Raw genomic sequence first — 26,569 nt, 5'->3', positions numbered from 1 at the left:
GGTGCTGGGCTATTCGGGCGAGGCCTATTTCTACGCATGGGCGCGCGCGCGCGCGAACCTGGTGGCCGCGCCGTTCGGTGCGGTGAAGGATGTGTCGCTGCTGTCGGCGATCGCCGGCAATGGCGCGACCATTCTGCTGTGCGCGCTGGCGCTGCCCGTCGGCTATCAACTGATGCCGCCGAGCGTCCTGAACGCTGTCGCCGGGTCCGCGGTGATCACCCTGGCCGTCAGCCTGCTGCTGATCCTGTTTTCCAAGCGGGTCTTCTCGCTGCCCCGGCGCCAGCTCTGGCAGGTGTTCTGGATCCATTGCGCGCGCATCGCGGCGAGTTCGCTCCTGCTGGCGCTCGCCTGGCATTACGCCATGCCGGACGTGTCCCTGTGGATGTGGCTGTTCCTGTCGGCCGCGCGGTTGCTCGTGTCGCGCTTGCCGCTGGTGCCCAACAAGGACCTGCTGTTCGCCAGTTTCGCGATCCTCCTGATCGGTCAGGGCGAGGCGCTGAGCGAGATGATCGCCTTTGTTGCCGCGCTGACGCTGGTCGTGCACGTCTGCCTGATGCTGGCATTTGCGATCGGCGCGGGATGGACCGGGTTACGGCTTTGGCAACGCTGAAGGCTGCCCTGCTGCCGCTGCTGCTGCTGCTGGGGCCAACGACCCCGGCGGCGGCTGCACGCGTGATCGGGAGCGACGCGGCGGCGTGCGTCCAGCGCGATCAGCCCGCCCTCGAGGTGTCGATCACGGGCCTGAAGGACCGCACCGGCAACCTGAAGCTGGAGCTGTTCCCGGCGAGGGAAGAGGACTTCCTGAAGGATGATCGCGACCTGACCGCCCAAGGCCGGTTCTTCCACCGCGTCCTGGCGCCTACTCCCGCCAACGGCGCAATCACCATGTGCATCAGGGCCCCGGCGCCAGGGCGGTACGCGTTGTTCGTTACGCATGATCGCGACAACAAGAACAAGTTCAACGTGTGGACGGACGGCGCCGGCATCGCGTCCAACCAGCGCATCGGCCGATCGCGCCCGAAGCTGTCGCAATCGATCGTGAACATCCCGCGCGGGGTGGGGAGAGTGACCATCCAGATCCAGTATCTGCGCGGCCTGATCCCCAGTTTCGGCCCTGTGGGCGACTGACATGCGCGTCGTCGACGTCAACGAATTCTATTCGCCGACGGGCGGCGGGGTCAGGACGTACATCGATCGGAAGATCGGGATCATGAACGATCTGGGGCATGAGCTGATCCTGCTTGCGCCCGGCGTGGAAGAGCGGATCGAGGATCGGCCGGGTGGCGGCCGCATCCACTTCGTCCGATCGCCGAAGCTGCCGTTCGACAGCAATTACGGCCTGTTCTGGGATCGCGAGGCGGTGACGGCCCTCCTGGACCATTATGATCCCGATGTGGTGGAATGTTCGTCACCCTGGCGACCGGCGTGGTTCGTGGGGGAGTGGCAGGGCCGTGCGCTGAAGTCCTTCTTCATGCACAATGACAACATGGCCGCTTATGCCCAGCGCTGGTTCGAAGGCGTGGCGCGCCATGAGCGCATCGAGCGGGCGTTCGGCTGGTACACCCGCTACATGGCCCGCTTCCTGGACAAATATGATTGCGTGGTCACCAACGGGCCGGCGCTCGCCAAGCGGCTGCGCGCGCGTGGGCTGAGGATCGACGCGGCCATGCCGCTGGGCATCGAGCGCGGGCATTTCTCGCCGGCGCTGCGGGATGGGCATGTGCGCCGCGCCCTGTTGCGGCAATGCGGGCTGGGCGAGGACGGGCTGCTGCTGCTCGGCCTGGGGCGGCATCACCCGGAAAAGCGCTGGCCGATGGTGATCGATGCGGCCGAGCGCGCCGGCGCGACGCTGCCGGTGGGGCTGATCCTGCTCGGCCAGGGCGTGGACACCGATCGCATGAAGCGTCGGATCGCCGGCAGCCCGCACATCCGGCTGTTCAAGCCGATCTATGATCGCGCGCGACTGGCGAGGATCATGGCGAGTTGCGATGCGCTTATCCATGGATCGGAGGCGGAGCCGTTCGGGCTGGTGGCATCCGAAGCGATGGCGTCCGGGCTGCCGCTGATCGTGCCCGATTCGGGCGGGTGCGCCGAAGTGGCCGATCCGCGGTGCGCCGAGCTATACCGGCCGCGCGATGCGCTTTCCTGCGCCGACGCGATCGCCCGGCTGCGCGCGCGCGACCCTGCCCAGCTGCGCGCCGCGGCGGTTGCGGCGGCCGGCCGGGTGCGCACCGATCGCGATCATACCGTTGATCTGATGGCCTATTACGAAGCCGCCCTGGCCCTGAAGCAGCGCAAGGCGGCCTAGATCGGCCTGGTTCCGGCGACATCCGGCCAGTTCGTTTCAGCGATGGCGATAGATCGTCAGCGTTTCGCGCCCCAGCCGCTCGCGCGCCGCGACGACATAGTCGCGCGCCATGATCGCGGTAACCATCGCGCGCACTTCGGGCCGCTCGCCGATCGACAGCGGACGCATCACCACCACCGCCGGCGCCGCCGCCAGGATGCGCCGCACCTCCGCCTTCTGATCGACCCCGATCGCTCCCTGCTCGCGCGTGCGATAGAGATGGCTGGGGAAGAGATAGGGGGTGACGCGGCAGCGATGGACGGCGGCGTAGATCTTCGGCGTGCCGGAATAGACCCAGAGGCAGCCAGGCCCGCTGCCGATCGCCCGGGTGAGGGCGCGGAACTCGTCCGGCCCACCGCGGCCGAGGCGATCGGCGACGATCGTGACCGTGCCGATCAGCGCCGCCAGCCCGATCGCGACCATCCGCCCGCGCCGGCGTTCGCCAAGGAACCCCGCCGCGCAGACCGCGCCCGGCACGAACGCGGGCAGCGCATAATGATCGAACCAGCCGCCGAACCCGACGATGCCGGCGATTGCGATTCCCAGCCACCACAGGAGGAAGCGGCGCTCCGTGTGTGCCTCGGCGGCCGGTGCCTGACGCACCGAATCCACCGCCATCGCGATCAGCGGGGCGAGCAGCAGCGCGATCTTGGCAAAATTGCCCAGCCGTTCGAGCGGCGGATCGGTGCGCCGTTCGGTGATTGATACGAAGTTCGCAAAGGTGAAGGCATCGATCTGGCCTATCGCGGCATAATAAGCGGCGACGGCGACCGTGGGCAGAAGCGCGAGCCCCGCCAGCAAAGCGGCACGGGCAGCGATCCGGCCGAGCGAATCGCCCGCCCGCCAATCCCGCAGCATGATCCAGATGCCGAAGAACACCCCCTCGAACAGCGCGGAATATTTCACCTGCATCGCCAGACCCACGAGCAGCAGCGCCGCCGCATCGCGCCAGCCCGCGCGCGCGCGGTTGGTGACGATCAGAAGCGCCGCGCCCGCCATCAGGGGATTGTAGAAGACCGGGGACTGCCCGCCCTGCCCGCTCGCGAGATTGAGCCACAGGATATAGGCTAGGCCGCTGAGCGTCGCCCCGCGTGACCAGCCGCCCAGCACCGCCAGCCGCGCGATCAGCCAGGCGGTGATCGCGACCGCCACGAGCGCCATCGCCTGATAGGCGAGGATCCCCCAGCTGAACGGCAGCGCGGCCGGCAGCAGGTAGATCAGGAAGAGCCCGAAGGGCTTGCGATCCCAGGCATCCACATAGGGCATGGCACCGTTCCACATGACGCGCGCAACGGTGAAGTAGAAATCCTCGTCGACATGGACGACCGGGTTCGCGAACGTGACCGCACGCGCCAGAATCGCCACGATCACAAGGACAAGCAGGCGCTGGCGATCGAGGGTGCGGGCAATCATCGGCGCGTTGCCTAGAGCGCGGCCAAGCCCGTGTCACCGGCCACCATGCGCCGGCCGTCCGACGGGCCGCCCGGCTCGCCGCCCTCCCGCCACTCGGCGCGCCACTCGGACCGCCGCCCAGCCCCGCTCAGGGACTCAGCTCTCCCCTTGCTGCGCGCCGGAAGCGGTCGCTGAATGGCACTGGCGTCGACTTTAGGCCGGCGTGGCCGATTGAAGTCTTTCGAACCGTGGCAGGACGCATTATATGTTGGCAGTTTGAAGCAACAGGAGAATTGACCATCCGTCCGCCCATGATGCGCCGGCCAATGCAGGCGCCGCCGATGAACGGCCCGCGATTCAACGAATGGATCCAGAGCCCCAAGGTCCGCGTGATTGATCACGAGGGCGAGAATCTCGGCGTGATGTACACCCGTCAGGCAATCGAGCAGGCCAAGGAAGTCGGGCTCGATCTGGTCGAGGTGTCGCCCAATGCCGATCCGCCCGTGGCCAAGTTCCTGGACGTCGGCAAGTATAAGTACGAGGCGCAAAAGAAGGCGAACCTCGCCCGCAAGAGCCAGAAGACGCAGGAGATCAAGGAGATCAAGATGCGTCCGAACATCGACGATCACGACTACGACACCAAGATGAAGAAGGTGGAGGAGTTCATCGGCGATGGCGACAAGGTGAAGGTGACCATGCGCTTCCGCGGACGCGAACTGAGCCACGGCCAGCTTGGCATGGCGGTGCTCCAGCGGGTGGCCGAGCAGGTCGCCGAGGTGGCCAAGGTGGAAGCCTATCCGCGCATGGAAGGCCGCCAGATGCTGATGGTTCTCGCGCCGAAGTAAATTTTTTTCGGTTCGCCGGCGAAACGGCCGCGCCTTCATCGAAGGTCGCGGCCTTTTTCATGTCTGACGTAGCGTCAACTGACAGTTTGGACAGGGCCGCCGCGGACCAATCGTGGCATCCACGCGACAGCGGGATCGAAAAGCTTTGCGGCGCAGCAAAAAAAAGTTTGCACCTGCAGCGGCGGGATTAAAGGCACCGCTCCCATCGAACCAAAAAAATAACCGGAGAGCCCGATGCGTCGCGTAGCCTCGCTTCTATCCACCGCCGTCCTGTTTGCCGCCCTTCCCGCCCTTGCGCAGGAACAGCCGAGCCAGGATCCCACCGCCGCCGGCTCGGTCGATCAGCCCCAGGCTGCTCCCGCCAGCGATACCGATCTCGGTGCCACTGAAATGGGCGCAGGCGACATCGTCGTCACCGCCACCCGCCGCGCCGAGCGCCTTGCCGACGTGCCGATCGCCGTTTCCGCCGTCAGCCAGGCCGCTCTCCTGAACTCGGGCGCGAATGACATTCGCGGCGTGGCGCAGCTTGCCCCTTCGCTCCAGGTGTCCTCCACCGGCAGCGAAGCCAACGCCACCGCCCGCGTTCGCGGCATCGGCACCGTGGGCGACAACCCCGGCCTCGAAAGCTCGGTCGCGGTGTTCATCGACGGCGTGTATCGCAGCCGCACCGGTTCGGGCCTGAACGACATCGGCGAAGTGGACCGGATCGAGGTGCTGCGCGGGCCGCAGGGCACGCTCTCCGGGCGCAACGCATCGGCAGGTGCGATCAACATCTACACCAAGCAGCCGGATGACGAGTTTGGCGGCTATCTCGAGGGCACCTACGGCAATTACGACAACATCCGCCTGGCCGGCGCCGTCACCGGCCCGATCGTGCAGGACGTGCTGTCGTTCCGCCTCGATGGCGTGTTCAACAAGCGCGACGGCTTCCTGAACGATGTCGTCAACGACACCGACTATAACGATCGCAACCGCTGGTTCGTGCGCGGCCAGCTGCTGTTCGAACCGACCAGCGACCTGACGATCCGCCTGCTGGGCGATTACACCTGGCGCGACGAAAAGTGCTGCGGCGCGGTATATGTCGACCTGCGCGAGAAGCTGGATCCGACGCCGGGCCAGCCGGGTGACTTCACCATCAACCCGAACGGCAACCGCATCGTCGACGTGCTGCGCAGCATGGGCGGCATCTTCCCGAGCGCGGGTGACCCGTACAACCGCCAGATCGCCAATTCGCCGGGCCGCGCCTATTCGAACGTGACCAAGGATTACGGCGGGTCGATGCAGATCGACTATAACTTCGGCAATGCCTCGCTGACGTCGATCACCGCCTATCGCGAATATAACGCCGGCAACGCTTCCGACATCGACTATGGCAATGTCGACATCGGCTATCGCGCCGACGATGGCCGCGCGTTCCGTCAGTTCCACACCTTCACCCAGGAACTGCGCCTGCAGGGCTCGCTGTTCGACGATCGCCTCGACTGGCTCGTCGGCGGCTATTATTCGAACGAGGACCTGGTGGTTGGCGACAACCTCCAGTTCGGCTCGCAGTACGGCGCGTTCGCCTCGTGCCGCATCGTCGCGACGATCAACCCGGCCGCGGCGCTGCGCGATCCGACGCAGCCGGGCTGTCTCACCCCGACGGGTACGGCGGCGCTGACCGGCGCGCTCGGCGCGGCAGCCCCGCTGATCATCGGCAACCTGCAGCGCCTGTCGACGCTCAACAACCTGGGCGACAACAATGCGCGTTATTATCAGGACAGCGAGAATTACGCGTTCTTCACGCACAACATCTTCAAGCTGACCGATACGCTGTCGATCACCGCCGGTCTGCGCTGGACGCATGAAGCGAAGGCGTTCCGCGCCAACTTCGAGAACACCAACACCGTCTGCCCGGCGCTTCAGGCGGGCACGGCGCAGGGCGGCCTTGGCGGGCTTCTCGCCAACCCGGCGCTGGCGTCGCTTGCCGGCGGCATCATCACTCTGGGCTGCACCGGCAACTCGTCCGTGGCGCTCAACGGCCTCGACCTGCAGGACGACTTCAGCGAGGACGAGTTCACCGGCACGGGCGTGATCTCGTGGAAGCCGACGCGCGACCTGATGCTCTACGCAAGCTATTCGCGCGGCTACAAGGCCGGTGGCTACAACCTCGACCGGTCGGATCTCGGCTCGGCGCTGTTCCCGCGCTCCTCGAGCGACGTGACCAACCTGCGCTTCGATCCGGAGAAGGTCGACAGCTACGAAGCGGGCGTGAAATATTCGACGCGCCAGTTCACCGCGAACGTCACCGTGTTCCGTTCGGACTTCGAGAACTTCCAGCTCAACACGTTCAACGGCACCAATTATGTCGTGCAGAACATCGGGTCGTGCTCGGAAAGCCTGAACGGTGCGGACCAGGACGGCTCGGCCGCGACCGGCGCCTGCTCGGCGGACGTAAAGCCCGGCGTGCGCAGCCAGGGTGTCGAAGTGGAACTGGGCCTGTACCCGGCGCGCAACTTCTCCGTGAACCTGGGCTACACGCTGGCCGACACCAAGTTCCGCCGCAACCTGGTGGGCTCGGCCTCGGGCGAAGCGCTTGACCCGGCGCTGTTCCTGCTCGCCGGCAGCCAGATGTCGAACGCACCGCGCAACGTGGTGACGGGCTCGGTCAGCTGGACGCCGGACCTCGGCAGCACGGGCCTGACCGGCCTGTTCTACGTCGATGGCCGCATGACCAGCGACTATAACACCGGTTCGGACCTGTTCTACGAGAAGGAGCAGGACGGCTTCTTCCTGATGAACGCGCGTATCGGCGTGCGCGGGCCCGACCAGAACTGGTCGATCGAGGCTTGGGCGCAGAACCTCCTCAACGAGGATTATCAGCAGGTCGCGTTCAACGCGCCGTTCCAGGGCGCGGGCAGCCTGGGCCAGACGATCCGTCTGGGCACCACGCCGGCGAACCAGCTGTTTTCCGCCTTCCTGGCGGAGCCGCGCACCTATGGCGTGACGCTGCGCAAGCGCTTCTGATCGTCTCTGATCAAAGGGGGTGGCGGAGCAATCCGCCTCCCATGCCGCATCCTTGCCCCGGCTTCAGTCAGGCTGAAGCCGGGGTATTTTGCGTTTCAGGGACGGCCGATGCGGGCCAAGGATCAGGCGGGCGGATCAGGCGGCTGGCGGTTCCCACAATTCGACCGCGTTGCCCTCGGGATCGTGGATGCGGGCGAAGCAGCCGGTTTCCGGTGTATCCCACTCCGCGCGGGTCTCAACGGCGATGCCGGCGGCGGATAGATCGCGGATCAGGTCTGCAAGGCCGCTCACCCGAAGGTTGATCATGAACGCCTTGTCGCGCGGGAAATAGTCCGTAGTCGCCTTGAACGGCGCGAATACCATCGGGCCACCCTGCACCTGCCAGAACCATTCGCTGGCCTCGCCCTCACCGGCAGAACTGCATCCGGCACCGACGCCGAGATGATCGCGATACCAGGCGCTGAGCGCGTCGGGATCCTGCGCGCGGAAAAACAGCCCGCCCATTCCGAGTACCGGCATGTCGCTCTCCTTCATCGTCACTCCGGACGTGATCCGGAGTCTCGTTCAAGCCCGGGATGACGATCGTGGTCGGGCGATCGTCAGGCCGCAAGCTCCACCATGCGCCCCGCCGCAGCATCGAGCAGCCGCTTCTCCAGCGTCTTCAGCCGCGGGCCGCCGGCGATTTTGTCGCCGGTGAGGTCGGTGAGGTAGAAGGTGTCCACCGCCCGCTCACCATAAGTGGAGACATGGGCGGAATGGATCGTCACCTTGGACTGGAACAGCGCATGGGCGAGCTGATTCAGGAGCGCCGGGCGATCGCGCGCATTCACCTCCACCACCGTGAAGCGGTTGGAGGCCTTGTTGTCGATCAGCACATTGGGCTCGATGCGAAAGGCATCGGCGCGCACCCGCGGCAGCGGCTTCGCCTTTAGCCGCTCGACCAGTTTGCCGCGGTTCGCCAGGGCATCCTCGATCGCGGTCTGCAGCCGGTCTAGCTGTTCGGGTTCGTCAAACGGCCGGCCGAAGGGATCCTGGACGAGGAAATTGTCCACCGCCATGCCATCGCGCGTGGTGTGGATGCGCGCGTCGATGATGTTGCCCCCCGCGACGTGGATCGCGCCGGCGATGCGATAGAAGATGCCGGGATGGTCGGCGGCATAAACGGTGACGAGCGTCGCGCCGCGCTGAGCATAGACCTGCGCATCGATCGCGAGCTGCGCCTGCCCCACCCCCGCGACGAAACGCGCGTTATGGGCGAGCACATCATCGGGCTCCGCGATCCAATATGCCTCCGGGAAGCGGCGGACATAGGCGGACATGGTGGCCGCGTCCCACCCCAGGCTGTCGGCAAGCGCGGCCTGCTTGGCGGCGATCCGCTCCTCCCGCCCGCGCTGCTTGTGCCCGAGGCGGAGCACCTCCTCGGCGGATTCATAGAGGTCTCCGAGCAGCTGGCGCTTCCAGCTGTTCCAGGTGCCCGGCCCGACGGCGCGGATGTCGACGATGGTGAGCACCAGCAGCAGCCGCAGCCGCTCCGCCGATTGCACGACGTCGGTGAAGTCGAGGATCGTCTTGAAATCCGACAGATCGCGCTTGAAGGCGGTGGCCGACATTAGCAGGTGATAGCGGACCAGCCACGCCACCGTCTCCGTCTCGGCGCGCGTGAGGCCGAAACGCGGGCAGAGCCGCTCCGCCACCGCCGCGCCCAGGATCGAGTGATCGCCGCCCCGCCCCTTGGCAATGTCGTGCAGCAGCACCGCGACATACAGTACGCGGCGTGACACGATCTGCGGCAGGATTTCCGATGCCAGCGGATGTTCGACGACAAAGTCCCCGCGCTCGATCCGCGCGAGCAGGCCGATCGCGCGGATCGTGTGCTCGTCCACCGTATAATGGTGATACATGTCGAACTGCATCTGCGCGACGACGCGCCCGAAATCGGGCACGAAGCGGCCGAACACGCCGGCCTCGTTCATCCACCGCAGCACCGTTTCGGGATCGTGGCGCGACGTCAGCAGATCCAGGAACAGCGCATTGGCGCGCGGATCGGTGCGCACCTCATCCACCAGCTTCGCATCGCGCGTGGCGGCGCGCATGGCGAGCGGATGGATCTCCACCCCATGCAGATCCGCCAGCTGGAAGATCTCGATCAGGCGGGTCGGATTCTCGGCGAAAAAGCCGTCGTGCGGCAGGGCGAGGCGACCGCGATCCAGCACGAAACCGTGAAGCTTGCCCGGGCGGCGGCGCAGGCGGGGCAGGCCGAAGCGGCGGCCGCGCGCGGCAAACAGATCATCGACGTGCGCCAGGAACACGCCCGTCAGCGCGCCGACCGTTTTCACCTGAAGGAAGTAGAATTGCATGAACCGCTCAACCGCGGCCTTGCCGGGCCGGTCGGCGTAGCGCATCCGCTCCGCAATCTCGCGCTGCATGTCGAAGGTCAGCCGGTCCTCCGCGCGGCCCGCCACGAGATGCAGGTGGCAGCGCACCGCCCAGAGGAAATTGTCCGCCCGGTGGAACAGCCGGTATTCGGCCGGCGTGAACAGCCCCTTGTCCACCAGCTGCGCGGCGCGATCGACGTCATAGACATATTTGCCGATCCAGAAGAGCGCGTGAATATCGCGCAGGCCGCCCTTTCCTTCCTTCACATTGGGTTCGACGACGTAGCGGCTATCGCCCATCTTCACGTGGCGCGCATTCCGCTCCGCCAGCTTGTCGGCAATGAACTGACGCTCGGTGCCGCGCGTCACCTCGTTGCGGAAGCGCGCCTGCGATTCCTCGTACAAGGCTTCGTCACCGCAGACGAACCGCCCTTCGAGCAGCGCGGTGCGGATCGTGACGTCACCCTTGGCCTGGCGCACCATCTCATCGAGCGAGCGGGAGGAATGGCCGACCTTCAGGCCCAGATCCCATAGCGCATAGAGGATCGATTCAATGACCTGCTCGGCCCAGGGCGTCTGCTTCCAGGGGGTCAGAAAGCCGATGTCGACATCCGAAAAGGGCGCCATCTCGCCGCGCCCATAGCCGCCGACCGCCACCAGCGTCAGCCGCTCCGCCGCCGTCGGATTGCTGAGCGGGTAGAGCCGCTGCGTGACAAGATCGAACAGCAGCTTGAGCAACTGATCGACCAGAAAAGCCTGCGCATTGGCGGCCTCCAGCCCGCGGGAGGGCCGTTCGCCCAGCCGCCGGGCAATCTCCGCGCGCCCCGCCTCAAGGGCGTCCTTCAGCATCGTCGTCGCCTCGCGGCGGAGCAGCGCCGGATCGCCCGGATCAAGCGCCGCCAAGGCTTCCGCAATCACGCGCCGATCGATGATCGCGCGACGGTTGGTCAGATTGTCAAAGCGCGTGCTCATGCGCCCCGATGTAAGCGGCACATGCGCACGTGGCCATGCCCCTGTCCGTCACTCGTGCCGCAGGGCATCAATCGGGTTCAGCCCCGCCGCGCGCCGCGCCGGGAAATAGCCGAACACCACCCCGATGACCGCGGCGATGGCAAAGGCCACGACATTGATGCTGGGATCGAACGTCCACGGTACCTGCATCAGCGGCGTGGCGACCGCGATGACGAGCTGCGCCAGCACCAGGCCGACCAGCCCGCCCAGCATGGACAGCACCACGGCCTCCACCAGGAACTGCATCAAGACCTCGTTCGCCACGGCGCCGATCGCCAGGCGGATGCCGATCTCACGCGTACGCTCCGTCACCGACACGAGCATGATGTTCATGATGCCAATGCCACCGACCACCAGGCTGATCGCGGCCACCGCCGCGACGATGCGGGTCAGCAGGGTCGTCGTGCCGGTCAGCGTGTCGCTGATCTGCTTGGTATCGAAGATGTTGAAATCGTCCTGCTTGCCGCCGGAGATGTTGCGCCGTTCGCGCAGCAGATCGCTGATCGACGCCTGCACCGCGCTGGTCGAATAGGCCTGATCCACGCCGACCAGCATCAGCCGCACGTCGCGGCTGCCGGTGAAGCGGCGCTGCACCGCCTTGATCGGCATCACCACCGTATCATCCTGATCGCCGCCAAATCCGGCCTGACCGCGCGCGGTGAGCACGCCGATCACGTCGCAGCTGATCGCGCCGATGCGCATGCGGTGGCCGATCGCTTCCCCGCCACGGAACAGGTTCTGGCGCACCGTATTGCCGATGACGCACACCGCCTTGCCCGCCTGCTCCTCCGCCGGCGTCCAGTACCGCCCCTGCGCGAGTGGCCAGGGCTGGACGGTGAAGACGGCATTGGTGGTGCCCTGAACGGTGGTGGACCAGTTCGCGCCTTCGTAAATGGCCGTCGCGGTGGTCGACGCCTGCGGGGCGACGGCGGTGACGCCAGCCACCTGCTGCGCGATCGCGGTCACGTCCTCCGGGTCGAAGTCGGGCGGGCGCGGCCCACCGCCGCCACGGCCGAAGCCCTGGCCGGGGCGGATCTGCAGCACGTTGGTGCCCAGCGCGGCGATCTGTTGCTGCACGGCGCTGGTGGTCGCCTTGCCGAGCGTCACCATGGCGACCACGGCGGCAACGCCGATGACGATGCCGAGGATCGTCAGGAACGAGCGCAGCAAGTGGCGGCGGATCGAGCGGATCGCGAGAACGAAGGTGGTGCCGAACATGACCTCAGTGTCCTCCCACCTGTCGGGTGAAAGGGCGATGGTGCCCCTGCATCACGCGACCCCCTCCCCCATCCGGTGGTTCGCATCGACCCGCTCGACCAGCCCGTCCTTGAAGTGGACCACGGTGCGGGCGAACGCCGCCATGTCGGGCTCGTGCGTCACCATCAAAACGGTGATCCCGCTGTCGCGGTTCAGCCCGGTGAGCAATTCCATGATCTCGACCGAGCGTTCGGAATCGAGATTGCCGGTCGGTTCGTCCGCGAGCAGCACGTCAGGGCGGGTGACGATCGCGCGCGCGATGGCGACGCGTTGCTGCTGGCCGCCGGAAAGCTCGGCGGGCGTATGATCCCACCAATCGGCGAGACCCACCTTGTCCAGCGCCGCCATGCCGGCATCGCGCCGGCTCTTGCGATCATCGCCGCGGTACAACAGCGGCAGCTCGACATTTTCCAGCGCGCTGGTGCGGCTCAAGAGGTTGAAGCCCTGAAACACGAAGCCGAGATAACGGCGCCGCAGCAATGCCCGCTGATCGCGGTCCAAAGTCTCCACATGATGGCCGCGGAACAGAAAAGTGCCGGCGCTGGGCACGTCTAGGCAGCCGAGGATGTTCATGGTGGTGGACTTGCCCGAGCCCGAAGGGCCCATGACCGCGACGAAATCGCCGGCGGCGATGTCGAGGTCCACGCCCTTCAGTGCCTGAAACGCGGTTGGCCCGCTGCCATAGACCTTGGTGACGTTGCGCATCGAGATGATCGGATCGGTCATCCCGCGCGCTGCCGCTGCTGGCCGCTACCACTGCCACTGCCGCTGCCACGGCCACTGCCGCCTTCGCTGCCGGAAAGCTGCCCGGTGATCACTTCCATGCCCGGCTTCAGGCCGCCGGACAGCACCTCCGTCACCGAGCCGTTGGTATCGCCGGTGGTCACCTGCACCGCCTGTGGCTGCCCATCGGCACCCTTCACATACACCGTCTGCTGCGCCCCGCGGCCAAGCGTCGCCTGGCGCTCCGGCCGATCGCGGCGCGGGCGGAAGGTGAGCGATCCGGCGATGCCGCCGTCGCCGCTCGCCCCGGCCGTGGTCGGCTTGAAGCGGAAGGCGGCGTTGGGCACCAGCAGCACGTTCTTCTTGTCGCTGGTGACGATATCGGCCGTCGCGGTCATCCCCGGGCGCAATTCCATGGTCGGGTTCGCCACGGTGAGATCGGCCGCATAGGACACGACCTGACCGGTGGTGGACGTTCCCGACGAGGTGCTGCTGGAGGACGAGGTCGCGGTGCTGGCGGTCAGGTTCGAGCCGAGATCGACGCGGGTGATCGTCGCTGGGAAGGTGCGCCCGGGGAACGCATCCACGGTAAAGCTTGCCGCCTGCCCTTCCTTCACCGATCCCACGTCGGCCTCGTCGATGGCGACCTCCAGCTTCATCTTGCTGAGATCCTCGGCGATCACGAACAGCGTCGGCGTGTTGAACGACGCGGCGACGGTCTGACCCGGATCGACTTGACGCGCGAGCACCACGCCGTTGACGGGCGAGCGGATGATGGCGCGTTGCCGCTGCGTCTGGTTCTGCGCGAGGTTCGCGCGCGCGGCGGCGACATTCGCCTCCGCCACGCGCTGGGCGGCAACGGCACGCTGCGCATTGGCGCGGCCGGTCTGCAACTCGGTCTGCGACGGCACGCGCCCGTTCGACAGGCGATACACTTCCTCCAGCCGGGCAAGCTGCGCCTGCGCCTCGGCAACGGTGGCGCGCGCCTGATTCACGCTGGCGATATTGGCGTTCAGCTGCGCCTGGCCGGCGCGGATCTGATCGTCGATCTGTTCGGGATCGATGAGCGCCAGCGCCTGCCCCGCCGTGACGCGATCGTTCACGTCGACCACCACGCGCGTGACCAGGCCCGAAAGCTGCGAGCCGACCGTCACCTGATTGGTCGGTGCGAGCTTGCCCGTCGCCGACACGGTGACCGTCAGGTCGCCGCGCCGCACCGGCGCCGTGGCATAGCCCACCGCCGCGCTCGACCCGAACAATCGCAGGCCGAGCAGCACCAGCAGGATCACGCCAAGCGCGATCCCGCCCCATTTCACCCAACGACGCCATGCCGGCTGCGGCTTCACCCCGAGGAAATCGTCAAGTTGCTCGGTCGCCATCAGCGGGTTCCGTCCTGCGTGTTGTTCGGGGGTAAGATTGCCTGGGGCGCCGCGCCCGAGTCCCAGCCGCCGCCCAGCGCGGTGTAGAGCTGGATCAGCGCGGTGGCATGATCGGCGCGCGCCTGGGCGGCGCTGTTGCGGGCGGAGAGCAGCGACGCCTCCTGCTGGCTCAACGTGGTGAAATCGGTGAGGCCAGTGCGATATTGGCTGCGGCTGAGGATCGCGGAATTGCTCGCCGCCTCCAGCGCCACGGCGAACTCACGCTCGCGCGCCTCCGCCGTGCGGAGCGCTTCGACGGCATTCTCGATATCCTCCAGCGCGACCAGCACGGTCTGCTTGTAGGCGGCGAACGCCGCATCGGCGGCAGCCTCGGCGCCGCGCACCTGGCTGCTCAGCCGCCCGCCGTTGAAGATCGCCTGCGTGAGCCCGGCAAAGAGGCCACCGGTTACTGTTTCCAGCAGGCCGCCGAGATTGCCGGCACTGGAGTTGATGTTTCCGCTGATCGCCAGCGCAGGATAGAGCTGCGCCTTGGCGACGCCGATCTGCGCGGTCGCGGCGGCGAGGCTGCGTTCGGCCGCGCGCACGTCGGGCCGCTGTCGCAGCACATCGGCGGGGATGCCGACGCCGGCGCTTTCCGGTCCGCGCGGGATCGGCCGGGTCGCGGCGAGGAGCGGCTTCAGCGCGCCGGGTGCCGCGCCGGTGAGCACGCCGATGCGCGCCACGGCGGCGTTATATTGCTGCTCGATCAGCGGAACGGAGGCGGCCGTCTGCGCCCGCTGCACCCGCGCCTGTTCCTGGTCGAGGCTGGAAACAAGACCGGCCTGCACGCGGAAACCGGCGATCTCCAGATTGTCGTCCTGCAGCGCCAGGCTGTCGCGCGCATTGGCGAGTTGCAGCTGATAAAGCCGCGCCAGGACGTAATTGCGCGCGACTTCGGCCTGGACCGACAGGAGCACCGTCGCCTGATCATAGCCGGACGCCTCATATTGCGCCTGGCTCGCCTCCACCGTGCGGCGCACCTCGCCGAACAGGCCGAGCTGATATTGCGCATCCAGCCCGAGCGAGAAATTGGAGCCGCCGCCACCGCCGATGCTCTGCGTCGTGCCGTCCGGCAGGGTGATCAGCGTCTGCCCGCCACGCAGCGTTTCAGACCGGCTGTAGCCCGCCGACCCGTTCACCGTGGGCAACAGGCTGGCGCGGCTCTGCACCAGCGCCTCGCGCGCCTGCCGCAGCCGCGCGGCGGCCTGCGCCAGGTCGAGGTTGCTTGCCGCCGCCTGCTCCACCAGCTGCCCAAGCACCGGATCGTCGAAGCTGCGCCACCAACGGGTGAGATCCTCGCGCGTGGGCGCGGCGGTGACCGAGAAGCTGTCCGGCACGCCCAGCTCGGCGGCGCTGCGTGGCCGATAATCGGGACCGACGGTACATCCGCCAAGCGCGGCGAAAAGGAGAAGCGAAACCCGCAAACGCGTCATGCCTGCCGAAATGGTTGGGCGGCGTGGAAGGGTCCAGCGCTTTTGTGTCGCGATTTGTCGCAAGGGCGGGGAGAGGGCGACGCGGGCCAAGTGGACAATCAGGCGAGCTCGATCAGCACCTGATCCACCGTGACGCTCTCGCCCGTCGAGACGCACACCGCCGCCACCTTCCCGTCGGTCTCGGCGCGAAGCACATTTTCCATCTTCATTGCCTCAATCACGACGAGCGCCTGTCCGGCGATGACCTCGTCACCAGCCGCGACGTCCAGCCGGACAAGCAGCCCCGGCATGGGCGCGGTGATCGCCCGCGTCCGATCCGCTGCCGCCGGCGCGATCAGGTGACGCGCATAGCCGGCGATCCGCTGCGGCAGGACACGCACGGCGTGGCGCGCGCCGCGCGTGTGGAGGAGGAATCCGGTACGCGTGCGCGTCACCTGCACCACCAACGTTTCGTCGCCCAGGCGCAGGCGACATGCCACCGTTCCGGGGGCATAATCGTGCGACAGGGCAAGCGTGTCGCCGTTCACCGTCACCGACTGGCCGGACAGGATGACATCGAAATCCTGCGCGCCGATCCGCACGGCCCAGTCCTGCTCGGCAGAAGTGCGCTCATGCGCCACCGCCATGAGCGCGGCGAGTCCGGCAAGGCCGTGCAGCAGGGAAGCGTCGGCAGGCGCGCCGCTGAACCCGCGCGGATATTCCTCCGCGATGAAGCCGGTGCTGAGATCGCCGCCGCGAAAACGCGGATGCTGCATCAGCGCGGACAGAAAATCGATGTTGGTGGCGGGGCCTTCGATGACGAACGCATCAAGCGCATCGACCTGCGCCGCGACCGCCGCCTCGCGCGTCGGGGCCCAGGTGATCAGCTTGGCGATCATCGGATCGTAGAAGCGACTGACCTCGCCGCCTTCCGCCACGCCACCGTCGATGCGGGTGACGGCAGCGCCATCCGTATGCGCCGAACCCGCAGCGCGCGCGGCCGGCGGCGGGCGATAGCGGACCAGGCGCCCGGTGCTGGGGAGGAACTCGCGATAGGGATCCTCGGCATAAACGCGCGTCTCGACCGCCCAGCCGTTCAGGCGCACGTCCGCCTGCGAAAAGCCAAGCGGCTCACCTGCGGCGATGCGGATCATCTGCTCCACCAGATCGAGGCCGGTCACCGCTTCGGTGACGGGATGCTCCACCTGGAGCCGGGTGTTCATCTCGAGAAAGTAGAAGCTTTCGCCGCTCGGATCGGCGCCCGACACGATCAGCTCGACCGTGCCCGCGCTGTGATAGCCGACCGCCCGGGCGAGCGCGACCGCCTGCTCGCCCATCGCGCGGCGCATCGCCGGGGTGACGAAAGGCGACGGCGCTTCCTCTACCACCTTCTGGTGGCGGCGCTGGATCGAGCATTCGCGCTCGCCGAGATAGACGATGTTGCCGTGCCGGTCGCCGAGCAGCTGAATCTCGATGTGGCGCGGGTGTTCGATGAACCGTTCGATCAGCACGCGATCATCGCCGAAACTGGCGAGCGCCTCGCGCCGGGTCGCGTCAAAGCCAGCGCGAAGCTCGGCCTCGTCGTGCGCCAGCCGCATCCCCTTGCCGCCGCCGCCGGCCGACGCCTTCATCATGATCGGATAACCGATGCCGGCGGCCACCGCCGCGGCCTCCGCCACGCTCTCGATCGCAGCGGGATGGCCAGGTACGACGTTGACGCGGGCGGCGCGGGCAAGCTCCTTGGAGGCGATCTTGTCGCCCATGGCGGCGATCGCCTGCGGCGGGGGCCCGATGAAGGTGATTCCCGCGTCGGCGCATGCCGTGGCGAAGGAGGCGCGTTCGGAGAGGAAGCCGTAGCCCGGGTGGATCGCCGTCGCGCCTGTCGCACGGGCGGCGGCAAGGATGCGATCGGCGTCGAGATAGCTTTCGCTCGCCGCGGCGGGGCCGATCCGCACCGCTTCGTCCGCCAGCGCGACATGCGGCGCGCGGACATCGGCATCGGAATAGACCGCGACCGTCGCGATGCCGATCCGACGCGCCGTGCGGATGATCCGACAGGCGATCTCGCCGCGATTGGCGATCAGGATCTTGCCGAACATGCGTTGTCCCCGTCCGCCGCGCACCTTGCGGTCCGCTGGCGTTACGCCGCTGGCTCGCAGGCGCGCATCGGCTCCTCCGCCACCATGGGCCGGACGCCGAGCTTGGCGAACAACGTGGCATCGGCGCTGTCGCCGCGATTACCGGCGGTCAGCAGCTTGTCGCCGGTGAAGATCGAATTGGCCCCGGCCATGAAGCACAGCGCCTGGGTGGCCTCACCCATCGATTCACGACCGGCGGACAGGCGCACCATGCTGAGCGGCATGGTGATCCGCGCAACGGCAACGGTGCGGACGAACTCGATATCGTCGATCTTGGCGAGCGGCGTATCGGCCAGCATGTCGCCCAGCACCGTGCCCTTCACCGGCACCAGCGCGTTGACCGGCACGCTTTCGGGATGGCGCGGCATGGTGGCGAGCGCATGGACGAAGCCGACCCGATCCTCCCGCGTCTCCCCCATGCCCACGATCCCGCCGCAGCACACGTTGATGCCCGCTTCGCGCACATGCTCCAGCGTTTCCAGCCGCTCGCCGAACGACCGGGTGGTGATCACCTCCCCATAGCGCTCCGGCGAGGTATCGATATTGTGGTTGTAGTAATCGAGCCCGGCATCGGCGAGCCGCTGCGCCTGCGAGGGCGTCAGCATGCCCAGCGTCATGCACGTTTCCATGCCCATGGCGCGCACACCCTGGATCATGGAAACGATCGCATCCATGTCGCGGTCCTTGGGATTGCGCCACGCCGCGCCCATGCAGAAACGCTGGCTGCCGGCGTCGCGCGCCTCCGCCGCCCGCTGCAGCACGGCGCGCACATCCATCAGCTTGGTCGCCTTCACCCCCGTTTCGGCATGAGCGGACTGCGAACAATAGCCGCAGTCCTCTGGGCAGCCGCCGGTCTTGATCGACAGCAACGTGCAGAGCTGCACCTCGCCCACCGCATGATGCGCGCGGTGCACGCCCTGCGCCCGCCACATCAGCTCGTCAAACGGCAGGTCGAACAGCGCCGCGATCTCGTCGCGGCTCCAATCGTTGCGGGTCACCGCGTCCACATCAGATCCTTCAATTGTTTGGTCCGCTCCCGGGTCAATCGCGTGAGGCATTGCCCCCGCGCGAACCCTTGCAGTGAGCCGCCGGCATATTGGCCGCCCTCGATCACACACTGCCGATCACGGAACTGCAGCCATGCGCGCTGGCTGGCAAGAGTGGCCGCCGCATAGCCGAAGCCGCCGCCCCGCGCGGCATTCTGCGCGTCGCGATCCTTCATGCCGGCGTAGGTCTGTTTCCATTGCGCGTTCAGCGCGGCATCGGCGCGGCGCAGGTCATTGGCTGCCTGCGCATTCATTTGCGCCTGGGTCTGGGCGCCAGCAGGCTGGGCGGACGCGAGAACGGCCAGCAGAAGCGCCATTCCAGAAACCTTGGTCATCGTACCTCCATGATCCGTCCCGGTACCAACGCACCGGGACGGGATGGATGCTCAACGGCCCTTGAACGCCGGCTTGCGCTTCTCGAGGAAGCTGAGGCCGCCTTCGCGCGAATCCTCGGATCCGCCGGCCAGCCGCTGGCCCTCGGCTTCGGCGCGCAGCACCTGATCGAAGGTGCCGTCCAGCGCGACCTGGATGTTCTTGCGCATCGCCGACAGAGCAACGGTCGGCCCGGCAGCAAGGCGCGTGGCGAGCGCGAGCGCCTCGTCCATGAGCTTGTCGTCATCCACCGCCTTGTAGATCAGGCCCCATTGTTCGGCCTGCTCGGCGCCGATCCGCTCACCCAGCATCATCATCTGCGTGGCGCGCGCCTTGCCGATCGCCTTCGCGAGCAGCCAGGTGGAGCCGCCATCCGGCACCAGGCCGATGTTGACGAACGCCTGGAGGAAATAAGCGCTCTTGCCCGCGAACACGAAGTCGCCGGACAGGCCCATGGAGCAGCCGACGCCGGCCGCCGGACCGTTGACTGCCGTCACCACCGGCACGGGCAGGTTCATGATCTGCGACATGAGCGGATTGTAGAAGTTCATCAGCGCGCGGTGGCTCGTATCGCCGCCTTTCACGCGCGTATCGCCGCCGCCGCGCGCCTGGAGATCGGCGCCCGAGCAGAATGCCCGGCCGGCACCCGTCAGCAGCACCGCGCGCGCGCCCTGCAGATCGTATAGCGCGACCGTCAGATCCTCGGCGAGCTGGATCGATGCTGCGTTCAGCCGCTCCGGCCGGTTCAGCGTGACGACCAGGACATCGCCCTTCTTCTCGGTCAGGATCGTTTCGTAATCAGCCATTTCGGTCTCTCTCCCTCGTATGTCCCGCTCCGGTTGGAGAAGGCTTTGGCAGCATGCTGCCGAATTCCTGCGCAGGCGCTGCGTGGCGCAGCGCTGCGGCGATCGTCTGCCGGGTTGCGGCAGGACGGATCACCGCATCGACGAACCCAGCCGTCACGGCGTGAGAGGGATCAGCGATAGCGGCGGCATAGTCACGCTTTTTCTGTTCATCGCCCGCTTCGAACAGCAGCGCCGCCGCGGCATCGCCGGCCATGGCGGCAATCTCCGCACCGGGCCAGGCATAGCAGACGGACGGCACCCCGGGCTGCGGCGCGAAGATCGCCCAGGCAGCCCCGATCGCGCGCCGGGTGACAAGGGTGATCCGCGGAACGGTTGCACGCGCCAGCACCGCCAGCAGATCCGCCACATCCCGCACGATCCCGCGTGATTGCTCCGCCGCGCCGGGATGGAGGCCGGGTGAATCGAGCAGGACCAGCATGGGAATGGCGAAGCGGTCGCAGAAGCGCGCAAAGCGCGTGGCCTTGCGCGCGGCCGCACGATCGATCACCCCGCCCAGCACCAGGGGCTGGCTGCCGAGAATACCGACCGTGCGCCCGTCGATCCGGGCAAGGGCACAGATCATGTTTGCGGCATGAGCGGGCTGAAGCTCGAAGATCGCGCGCTCATCGGCCAGCGCACGCGCGAGCTCACGCATGTCATAGGGCGCGGCGGGATCGAGCGGCACGAGCTGATCGAGGCCGGGCTCCAGCCGATCCGACGTGTCAGCAGTGATCACCAATGGTGCGGGCTGATCGGCGGCGGTGGGCAGCAGGTTCAGCAGGTCGCGGGCTGCGAACAACAGCTCGATCTCGTCCGGAAACACGCCATCGGCCATGCCGGTGGCGGCGGCGTGAAGGGACGGCGCGCCGAGCGCGTCCACGCCCGCAATCTCTCCCGTCGCCTGACGCAGCACCTGCGGCCCCGCCAGGTACAAAGCGCTCGCGCGGTCGAGCATGAAGGTGAAATCGGCGAGACCGGTCGACAGGGCAGCGGTGCCGACGGTGGGACCGAACAGCAGGGACAGCTGTGGCACCCTGCCCTGCGCCCGCGCCTGGCCCTGCATCAGCATTGCTTGCGCGGTGAGGCACGCCAGCCCCTCGTCAAGCGCTGCGCCGGGCGAATCGTGGATGCCGACGATGGGCGTGCCAATCGCCACCGCCTGATCGACCAATTGGGCGATCGCTGTGGCCTGCGCCTGGGTCATGACGCCGGCCGCATCCGTCACATCCTGGCTGAATGCCATGACCGGCCGGCCGCGTACCAGGCCGCTCGCCGTGATCACGCCCTCGCCGGCGCCGCCGATCTCGCGACAGGTTTCGTGATCGAACAGGATGTCGAGCCGCTCGCGCGCAGTCAGGCAGCCGCGCGCATGTTGCGCTCCGCTCGTCTCCCGCTCTCCGACCGTCGCCGCCATGGCATTCTCCCGCCCGCGCGGGCTTCCTGCGCCTGTGCGACGCGGGACGCAAATGCCAAAACGGTCAGGTGGCGGCAGGAACAGGGCAATGCGCGAGGCCCGCGCCGCGGCTCACCAGCCCTGCACGGCTTCCGGATCGGACAGCGCGAGCAGCCGGCGCGCAGCGCGCCGGGCGAAGGCAAGCGTGCACTTCTTGCGCGCATGGGTGTTCATCACTTCGGTCTTCGCCTCGCGGACGACCGCCGCATCATAGCGATCGGCGACGATCAGACCGGTACGCTCCGGCAGAAAGGCCTCGCCGGCGACGGGCGTGTGATCGAACCCCGCGGGCACGGCCCAGAAGAAGCGATCGCAATGCGGCAGATAATCCTGCCACTTGCTGTCGCCCAGCAGATCGGCGCGCGACACCTTGATCTCGATGATGGTGATCTGGCCGCGGGCATCGAGCGCCATCAGGTCGACGCGGCGGCCACCGTCGAGCGGCACTTCCGGCATGGCCACCAGCTCGTGCCGCAGCAGCAACCGGGTAACGCCGCGCGCGACATCGGCCGCGCACAACGGAGAAGAGGGATCATCAACGCAGGAAGCGGGCGTGGTCAGCACGCCCGCTTCATAGAACAATTCAGGAACAATGCAAAGGTGGGGCAGCGGCCGATAAGAAGGCCGCCGTTCGCCGCTGGCCTTAGCGCCAGAAGATGTGGTTGCCGATCGAGGCGACCTTGGTCAGGCCCGAGGCGGGCGCACGACCGCGATTGAAGTAAAGCGCGCGATCCGCGTCGCTGTCCCAGGCGTCGGCAAGTGCCACCTTCGCCACCGCGACGGCGGTGCGATAGGAACGGCTGTCTTCGTTGATCGTCGGGATGCGGCCACCGCGAACGAAGCCGAACTGACCGCGCTGGGTCACGACTTCACAGATGTCCGACGGGAAGCGGCCCGACTTGGAACGGTTGATGATCACGTCTGCCACGGCCAGCTGGCCCGACAGCGGTTCACCCTTGGATTCATAGAAGATTGCGCCGGCGAGGCACTGAATGGCATCATCGTCGCCATCATGCGTCGACTGCGCGGCAACTGCCGCCGCCAGCGTCGGATATGCAACCGAATCGCCCTCGGCGAGTTCATCACCATCGAAGCCTGTCGGCTCGGAAATGGTTGCTGGCGTCGGCTCCGACACCAGTACGGCAGGCTGAGGGAGCATTTGCTCGACCTCGGCAGCCAGTCCGGCCGTGCTCTGCGCACTCAGGCCGAAGAAAGAAATCGTCATGGCTACGGCAACCGCAGCCCGCGAGAGAAAAGCCATCGTCCACTATCAAAGGCGGTGGGTACGCGGACACGATCCGGCGTTCGGAAAGAACAGCGATCGGCCGGGATCCCCCCCGACTGCGTAACCGATGCGGATCGCACCCGCCGCGGCACAACGCGAAAATCAATAAAGCTCGATCGCCATACCCCAGCGATTGAGTCAATTAAGGCAGGATGGTTTCAGCGGCGAACCGTTGGCCGTCCGCGATATCCAGAGCAACCACCCAGAGATCCGGATCATTCCTGCGGCGCCGCTGCCAATAGTCATCCAGCGATTCGCCGCTTTCGGGGCGGGGCCCGCTCCTCACCAGCGAGTCACGACCGTCGAGCCCGATCGCACGTTCCAGGAAATGCTCTTCCCGCTCCAGCAGCAGCAGGATCGCGCCGGAATCGGCGTCCCCGCGGGCGCGCACGACGGCGATACCGCCAGCATCGTTCACCCGGCGCATCAGCGCCGATACGATCAGGTGAGAGGGGAGCCGTGGGCTCAAGCGGGGCGATACCCGGGCAGGGAAGCCAGCGCGATCCGGCTGCGCATGAATGTGCCAGTCCCACGCGCCACCTCTTCCCCGTCGCGGGTGATCAGGCGGGCATCGCCGACGAACACCCGCCGCTGGCCGCTGATCCAGCGTCCTTCCGCGATCACCGGCCCCGCCGCCAACGGCCGGGTGAGAACGAGATTGAACTGCGTGGTCAGCAGAAAGCGATCGGTGATGAGGCTGTTGCAGGCGTAAAAGGCCGCGTCGTCCAGCATCTTGAAGTAGGACGTGCCGTGCGCTGCACCGGCGGCATGGAAATGCGCCGGTACGATCTCGAAACTGATGCGCGCGACGCCCGGCTCGGGGATCTCCAGCGTGGAGGCAAACAGCTGGTTGATCGGCGCGGCGCCATAGAGCGATTCCAGCGCGCGGTGATGCGCTTCTGCGCCTTCAGGCCGCATCGCGGGTGCTTCCCGGTTCGTCCGCCGTCAACAAGGCGTAGATGGCATCGCGGGAGCCGGCGCCGCGCAGCTTCGCCACGAATCCGCGATCACGCAGCCGATGGGATATGCGCGCCAGCGCTTTCAGATGATCGGCGCCCGCGCTGAACGGCGACAGGATGGCGACGATCAGGTCGACCGGCATGTCGTCCACGGCCTGGAACTCGACCGGCTGCACCAAGCGGGCGATCATCACCACGATGCGCGGCAGATCACGAATGCGGGCATGGGGCAATGCGACGCCGCCGCCGAAGCCGGTGGAGCCGAGCTTTTCGCGATCGGCCAGCGCGGTGGCGACTTCGCCAGCGTTCAGATCCAGCGTCTGGGCGGCCAGCGCGCCCAGCTGCTGGAACAGCATCTTCTTGTTGCTTGCCGTTACCCCGACCACGATCAGGTCGGGGTGGAGCAGATCACTCAAATCACTGGCCATGACGTTCCGGCGTTCACCCCGCGCGCTGCGGTTCGACCCAGCCGATCGTCCCGTCGCCGCGGCGATAGACCATGTTGTACGCCCCCGTCCCGCTATTCTTGAACAGCAAGGCCGCCGTGTTGCGCAGATCCAGCATCATCACCGCGTCCGAGACGGTCGCATCTGGTATGTCGACGCGCGTTTCGGCAATGATCAGCGGCGCATCGACGGCTTCATCGTCCTCGCCGATCCGTTCGGCGAACAGCGTGTATCCGGCGTTGTCGAAATTGTCATAGGCCGCGCTTTCCGCCAGCGCCTGCACCTCTCCGGCATTGCGGTCCTTCAGCCGGCGCATGTAGCGGCGCAGCTGCTTTTCGATCTTCTCGGCCGCGCCATCAAAGGCGAGATGTGCGTCATGCGCCTCGTGCCGGCCTTTCAGCACCAATCCCTGCATCACATGAACCACGATGTCGCAGCCAAAACCGGCATCGTGCGGCCCCTTGCCGAAGGTCACCTGAGCGGAGATCGCACGGCTGAAATACTTGTCGGCAATGCCTTGCAGCCGGCTGTCGACATGATCCTTCAGCGCGTCGCCCGTTTCGACCTGGTGACCAGAGATGCGGATATCCATCGACCTATTCTCCATTGGCTGGTCCGGCTTCATTCGCCGGAGCGTTGGGCGTCAACCGGACGCCTCGGCCCCCCACAGTGGATTCTTCACTCTCGTCATGAACGCGGCGTGCGCACTAAGTTCCTCGTCATTGGGTGCGAAATGGCGTGGCGGTCGGGCAACACGCGGCGCCGCCACCTCCACCGTCACCTCTTCCACCACAATATCGCTGACGAGGGACAGGCCGATCTGGCGGCCGCCCATCAGCTCCACATAGACTTGCGCCAGCAATTGCGCGTCGAGCAACGCGCCGTGCAGCACCCGGTGCGAGCGATCGATCCCGTAGCGCGAACACAGCGCGTCCAGCGTCAGCTTCGCGCCAGGATGCCGCTGCTTGGCGATCGCCAGCGTGTCGACCATCCGGCTCATGCAGATGATGTCGCGCCCGCAGCGGCCAAGCTCCCCATTCAAGAAGCCAAAGTCAAAGGAGGCATTGTGCGCGATGAGCGGCGCATCACCGATGAAAGCGACCAGTTCCTCCGCCACCGCGTGGAACAAGGGCTTGTCGGCGAGGAACGCGTCCGACAGGCCATGGATCGCGAAGGCGCCCAGCGGCATCGTCCGTTCCGGATGGAAATAGGCGTGAAACGTCCGCCCCGTCTCCACCCGGTTCACCAGCTCGACACAGCCGATCTCAACCATGCGGTCGTCGCCGAAGGTGAAGCCGGTGGTCTCGGTGTCGAAAACGATCTCGCGCATCCGGGGGATTATCGGCTTTCCCCGGGCACGAGGCAAGCGATCACCCGGCGGACATGGGCGCGGGTTTCCTCCAGCGTCACATCGGTCGGAACCACGAAATCCGCCTGCGCGCGTTTCTGCGCGTCCGGCACCTGGCGAGCGATGATGGCGTCGAACTTGCCCTCGCTCATGCCCGGCCGCTGAAGCGTGCGGGCGCGCTGCACATCGGGCGCGGCGGAAACGACAACAACCTTGTCCATGGCGCGCTGGCCACCGGTTTCGAACAACAACGGCACATCGAACAGGACGACCGGGGCGGCGGCATGTTCCGCGAGAAAGGCGGCCCGTTCCTCTCCCACGGCCGGGTGAACGATCGCTTCCAGCGCCTTCATCGCCACGTCGTCGCCCAACACAGCCTCGGCTAGCGCGGTGCGGTTCACGCCGCCCTCTCCGGTGGTACCCGGAAAGCGCGCCTCGATCGCGGCAACCACGCGGCCGGCCGGGCCCTGCAGCTTGTGCACCTCGGCGTCCGCATCAAAGACGGGGATGCCTTCCTCGGCGAACATTTTGGCGACGGTCGACTTGCCCATGCCGATCGAGCCGGTGAGCCCCACTTTGATCATTGCCCCTCCCTTGTTTTTCCCGGTCGCTAAGTTTCCCCGCCGCCATGCTTCCCGGTCGCGGCCGGGACGACCGTTCAAGCGATCAGCAGTTCCCGCAAGTCGCCGTCATGTTCACGCGGCGCCGGCTGGCCGAAGAACAGCTCGAACGCAGCAGCGGCCTGCCCCACCAGCATCTCCAGGCCGTCGATCGTTTCCAGCCCGCGCGCCTCCGCCGCATCGAGCAGCGGCGTGTGCAGCGGCGCATAGACGATGTCATACACCATCGCCCCCGGCGGCAGCGGCAACAGATCGAGCTCGAGCGGCGGTT

The 26,569-nt window shown here is 66.9% G+C and carries 24 protein-coding genes and 2 pseudogenes; 5 read left to right on the top strand and 21 right to left on the bottom strand.

Annotated elements, in window-relative coordinates:
- The 3 genes and pseudogenes from AX702_RS22485 to AX702_RS08380 form a co-directional block, all read left to right on the top strand.
- Positions 1-610, top strand: a pseudogene (locus AX702_RS22485) (hypothetical protein); the annotation flags it as partial.
- A complete protein-coding gene (locus AX702_RS08385; protein ID WP_066778445.1) occupies positions 580-1,128 on the top strand; it encodes a DUF2141 domain-containing protein in 549 nt (182 codons plus the stop codon). The pseudogene AX702_RS22485 and the gene AX702_RS08385, both read left to right, overlap by 31 nt.
- 1 nt (position 1,129) lies before the next feature.
- Positions 1,130-2,308, top strand: coding sequence for a glycosyltransferase (locus tag AX702_RS08380; RefSeq protein WP_066778443.1), 1,179 nt, complete (start codon positions 1,130-1,132; stop codon positions 2,306-2,308).
- A gap of 36 nt (positions 2,309-2,344) precedes the next feature.
- Here the strand turns inward: AX702_RS08380 and AX702_RS08375 are convergent, their stop codons facing one another.
- Positions 2,345-3,760, bottom strand: coding sequence for a hypothetical protein (locus AX702_RS08375; RefSeq protein WP_066778442.1), 1,416 nt, complete (start codon positions 3,758-3,760; stop codon positions 2,345-2,347).
- Positions 3,761-4,050: 290 nt separating this feature from the next.
- On the opposite strand from AX702_RS08375, the gene infC reads away from it, so the two are divergent.
- Both infC and AX702_RS08365 read left to right on the top strand, forming a co-directional pair.
- Entirely contained in the window at positions 4,051-4,584 is a 534-nt protein-coding gene (infC, locus tag AX702_RS08370) for a translation initiation factor IF-3 (protein ID WP_066778440.1), read from the top strand.
- Positions 4,585-4,818: 234 nt separating this feature from the next.
- Complete coding sequence (locus AX702_RS08365; protein WP_066778437.1) at positions 4,819-7,590, top strand: TonB-dependent receptor; 2,772 nt, start codon at positions 4,819-4,821, stop codon at positions 7,588-7,590.
- Between the two features lie 135 nt (positions 7,591-7,725).
- On the opposite strand, the gene AX702_RS08360 is transcribed toward AX702_RS08365, so the two are convergent.
- From AX702_RS08360 to AX702_RS22480, 20 genes and pseudogenes are all read right to left on the bottom strand, one after another.
- Positions 7,726-8,109 carry a VOC family protein gene (locus AX702_RS08360; RefSeq protein ID WP_066778454.1) on the bottom strand — a complete coding sequence of 128 codons (384 nt, stop codon included), beginning with the start codon at positions 8,107-8,109 and terminating at the stop codon, positions 7,726-7,728.
- 80 nt (positions 8,110-8,189) lie between these two features.
- Positions 8,190-10,937, bottom strand: coding sequence for a [protein-PII] uridylyltransferase (locus AX702_RS08355; RefSeq protein WP_066778435.1), 2,748 nt, complete (start codon positions 10,935-10,937; stop codon positions 8,190-8,192).
- Between the two features lie 48 nt (positions 10,938-10,985).
- Positions 10,986-12,194: an ABC transporter permease gene (locus AX702_RS08350; RefSeq protein WP_066778433.1), complete on the bottom strand. Its 1,209-nt coding sequence runs from the start codon at positions 12,192-12,194 to the stop codon at positions 10,986-10,988.
- A 51-nt stretch (positions 12,195-12,245) separates the two neighbouring features.
- Entirely contained in the window at positions 12,246-12,959 is a 714-nt protein-coding gene (locus tag AX702_RS08345) for an ABC transporter ATP-binding protein (protein ID WP_066778431.1), read from the bottom strand.
- Positions 12,956-14,335 carry an efflux RND transporter periplasmic adaptor subunit gene (locus tag AX702_RS08340; protein WP_066778427.1) on the bottom strand — a complete coding sequence of 460 codons (1,380 nt, stop codon included), beginning with the start codon at positions 14,333-14,335 and terminating at the stop codon, positions 12,956-12,958. The genes AX702_RS08345 and AX702_RS08340 overlap by 4 nt, the downstream gene beginning before the upstream one ends.
- On the bottom strand, positions 14,335-15,807 hold the full coding sequence (locus AX702_RS08335; protein WP_066778425.1) for an efflux transporter outer membrane subunit: 1,473 nt from the start codon (positions 15,805-15,807) through the stop codon (positions 14,335-14,337). Before AX702_RS08335 ends, AX702_RS08340 begins: the two co-directional genes overlap by 1 nt.
- Before the next feature lie 98 nt (positions 15,808-15,905).
- On the bottom strand, positions 15,906-17,885 hold the full coding sequence (locus tag AX702_RS08330) for an acetyl-CoA carboxylase biotin carboxylase subunit (RefSeq protein WP_066778424.1): 1,980 nt from the start codon (positions 17,883-17,885) through the stop codon (positions 15,906-15,908).
- A gap of 41 nt (positions 17,886-17,926) precedes the next feature.
- Complete coding sequence (gene bioB, locus AX702_RS08325) at positions 17,927-18,982, bottom strand: biotin synthase BioB (protein ID WP_082746141.1); 1,056 nt, start codon at positions 18,980-18,982, stop codon at positions 17,927-17,929.
- Positions 18,919-19,305, bottom strand: a complete 387-nt coding sequence (locus tag AX702_RS08320) for a lysozyme inhibitor LprI family protein (RefSeq protein WP_231731781.1) — start codon at positions 19,303-19,305, stop codon at positions 18,919-18,921. Before AX702_RS08320 ends, bioB begins: the two co-directional genes overlap by 64 nt.
- Positions 19,306-19,356: 51 nt before the next feature.
- Positions 19,357-20,148: an enoyl-CoA hydratase-related protein gene (locus AX702_RS08315; RefSeq protein WP_066778417.1), complete on the bottom strand. Its 792-nt coding sequence runs from the start codon at positions 20,146-20,148 to the stop codon at positions 19,357-19,359.
- The gene (locus tag AX702_RS08310; RefSeq protein WP_066778415.1) at positions 20,141-21,601 is read right to left on the bottom strand and encodes a carboxyl transferase domain-containing protein; all 1,461 of its coding nucleotides are present in this window, start codon (positions 21,599-21,601) and stop codon (positions 20,141-20,143) included. The genes AX702_RS08315 and AX702_RS08310 overlap by 8 nt, the downstream gene beginning before the upstream one ends.
- Positions 21,602-21,712: 111 nt before the next feature.
- On the bottom strand, positions 21,713-22,204 hold the full coding sequence (locus AX702_RS08305; protein WP_066778451.1) for an MmcB family DNA repair protein: 492 nt from the start codon (positions 22,202-22,204) through the stop codon (positions 21,713-21,715).
- 79 nt (positions 22,205-22,283) lie between these two features.
- Positions 22,284-22,865 (bottom strand): cell wall hydrolase, encoded by a 582-nt coding sequence (locus AX702_RS08300; RefSeq protein WP_231731780.1) that lies wholly within the window; start codon positions 22,863-22,865, stop codon positions 22,284-22,286.
- A gap of 202 nt (positions 22,866-23,067) precedes the next feature.
- Positions 23,068-23,394 carry a DUF1491 family protein gene (locus AX702_RS08295; protein ID WP_066778412.1) on the bottom strand — a complete coding sequence of 109 codons (327 nt, stop codon included), beginning with the start codon at positions 23,392-23,394 and terminating at the stop codon, positions 23,068-23,070.
- Positions 23,391-23,843, bottom strand: a complete 453-nt coding sequence (locus tag AX702_RS08290) for a PaaI family thioesterase (protein ID WP_066778410.1) — start codon at positions 23,841-23,843, stop codon at positions 23,391-23,393. Before AX702_RS08290 ends, AX702_RS08295 begins: the two co-directional genes overlap by 4 nt.
- Positions 23,833-24,312 (bottom strand): PTS sugar transporter subunit IIA, encoded by a 480-nt coding sequence (locus tag AX702_RS08285; RefSeq protein ID WP_066778409.1) that lies wholly within the window; start codon positions 24,310-24,312, stop codon positions 23,833-23,835. Before AX702_RS08285 ends, AX702_RS08290 begins: the two co-directional genes overlap by 11 nt.
- A 13-nt stretch (positions 24,313-24,325) precedes the next feature.
- A complete protein-coding gene (hpf, locus tag AX702_RS08280) occupies positions 24,326-24,922 on the bottom strand; it encodes a ribosome hibernation-promoting factor, HPF/YfiA family (RefSeq protein WP_066778449.1) in 597 nt (198 codons plus the stop codon).
- Positions 24,923-24,973: 51 nt separating this feature from the next.
- Positions 24,974-25,660, bottom strand: a complete 687-nt coding sequence (gene dnaQ, locus AX702_RS08275; RefSeq protein ID WP_066778407.1) for a DNA polymerase III subunit epsilon — start codon at positions 25,658-25,660, stop codon at positions 24,974-24,976.
- Positions 25,661-25,668: 8 nt separating this feature from the next.
- Entirely contained in the window at positions 25,669-26,262 is a 594-nt protein-coding gene (coaE, locus tag AX702_RS08270; protein WP_066778405.1) for a dephospho-CoA kinase, read from the bottom strand.
- Positions 26,263-26,336: 74 nt separating this feature from the next.
- Positions 26,337-26,569: pseudogene (locus tag AX702_RS22480) on the bottom strand (shikimate dehydrogenase); the annotation flags it as partial.

It is taken from the genome of Sphingomonas sp. CCH5-D11, from assembly GCF_001557395.1.
Taxonomy (GTDB): domain Bacteria; phylum Pseudomonadota; class Alphaproteobacteria; order Sphingomonadales; family Sphingomonadaceae; genus Sphingomonas.
This window is presented reverse-complemented; position numbering and strand designations above follow the sequence as displayed.

Bases quoted from the DNA above. Each gene is read 5' to 3' on its own strand.
- AX702_RS08320 (WP_231731781.1), bottom strand. From the start codon at position 19,305: ATGACCAAGGTTTCTGGAATGGCGCTTCTGCTGGCCGTTCTCGCGTCC.
- infC (WP_066778440.1), top strand. From the start codon at position 4,051: ATGATGCGCCGGCCAATGCAGGCGCCGCCGATGAACGGCCCGCGATTC.
- AX702_RS08290 (WP_066778410.1), bottom strand. From the start codon at position 23,843: ATGCGGCCTGAAGGCGCAGAAGCGCATCACCGCGCGCTGGAATCGCTC.
- AX702_RS08365 (WP_066778437.1), top strand. From the start codon at position 4,819: ATGCGTCGCGTAGCCTCGCTTCTATCCACCGCCGTCCTGTTTGCCGCC.
- AX702_RS08360 (WP_066778454.1), bottom strand. From the start codon at position 8,109: ATGCCGGTACTCGGAATGGGCGGGCTGTTTTTCCGCGCGCAGGATCCC.
- AX702_RS08355 (WP_066778435.1), bottom strand. From the start codon at position 10,937: ATGAGCACGCGCTTTGACAATCTGACCAACCGTCGCGCGATCATCGAT.
- AX702_RS08310 (WP_066778415.1), bottom strand. From the start codon at position 21,601: ATGGCGGCGACGGTCGGAGAGCGGGAGACGAGCGGAGCGCAACATGCG.
- AX702_RS08385 (WP_066778445.1), top strand. From the start codon at position 580: ATGGACCGGGTTACGGCTTTGGCAACGCTGAAGGCTGCCCTGCTGCCG.
- coaE (WP_066778405.1), bottom strand. From the start codon at position 26,262: ATGATCAAAGTGGGGCTCACCGGCTCGATCGGCATGGGCAAGTCGACC.
- dnaQ (WP_066778407.1), bottom strand. From the start codon at position 25,660: ATGCGCGAGATCGTTTTCGACACCGAGACCACCGGCTTCACCTTCGGC.
- AX702_RS08380 (WP_066778443.1), top strand. From the start codon at position 1,130: ATGCGCGTCGTCGACGTCAACGAATTCTATTCGCCGACGGGCGGCGGG.
- AX702_RS08375 (WP_066778442.1), bottom strand. From the start codon at position 3,760: ATGATTGCCCGCACCCTCGATCGCCAGCGCCTGCTTGTCCTTGTGATC.
- bioB (WP_082746141.1), bottom strand. From the start codon at position 18,982: ATGCCTCACGCGATTGACCCGGGAGCGGACCAAACAATTGAAGGATCT.
- AX702_RS08300 (WP_231731780.1), bottom strand. From the start codon at position 22,865: ATGACGATTTCTTTCTTCGGCCTGAGTGCGCAGAGCACGGCCGGACTG.
- AX702_RS08315 (WP_066778417.1), bottom strand. From the start codon at position 20,148: ATGGCTGATTACGAAACGATCCTGACCGAGAAGAAGGGCGATGTCCTG.
- AX702_RS08285 (WP_066778409.1), bottom strand. From the start codon at position 24,312: ATGGCCAGTGATTTGAGTGATCTGCTCCACCCCGACCTGATCGTGGTC.
- hpf (WP_066778449.1), bottom strand. From the start codon at position 24,922: ATGGATATCCGCATCTCTGGTCACCAGGTCGAAACGGGCGACGCGCTG.
- AX702_RS08335 (WP_066778425.1), bottom strand. From the start codon at position 15,807: ATGACGCGTTTGCGGGTTTCGCTTCTCCTTTTCGCCGCGCTTGGCGGA.
- AX702_RS08340 (WP_066778427.1), bottom strand. From the start codon at position 14,335: ATGGCGACCGAGCAACTTGACGATTTCCTCGGGGTGAAGCCGCAGCCG.
- AX702_RS08345 (WP_066778431.1), bottom strand. From the start codon at position 12,959: ATGACCGATCCGATCATCTCGATGCGCAACGTCACCAAGGTCTATGGC.
- AX702_RS08350 (WP_066778433.1), bottom strand. From the start codon at position 12,194: ATGTTCGGCACCACCTTCGTTCTCGCGATCCGCTCGATCCGCCGCCAC.
- AX702_RS08330 (WP_066778424.1), bottom strand. From the start codon at position 17,885: ATGTTCGGCAAGATCCTGATCGCCAATCGCGGCGAGATCGCCTGTCGG.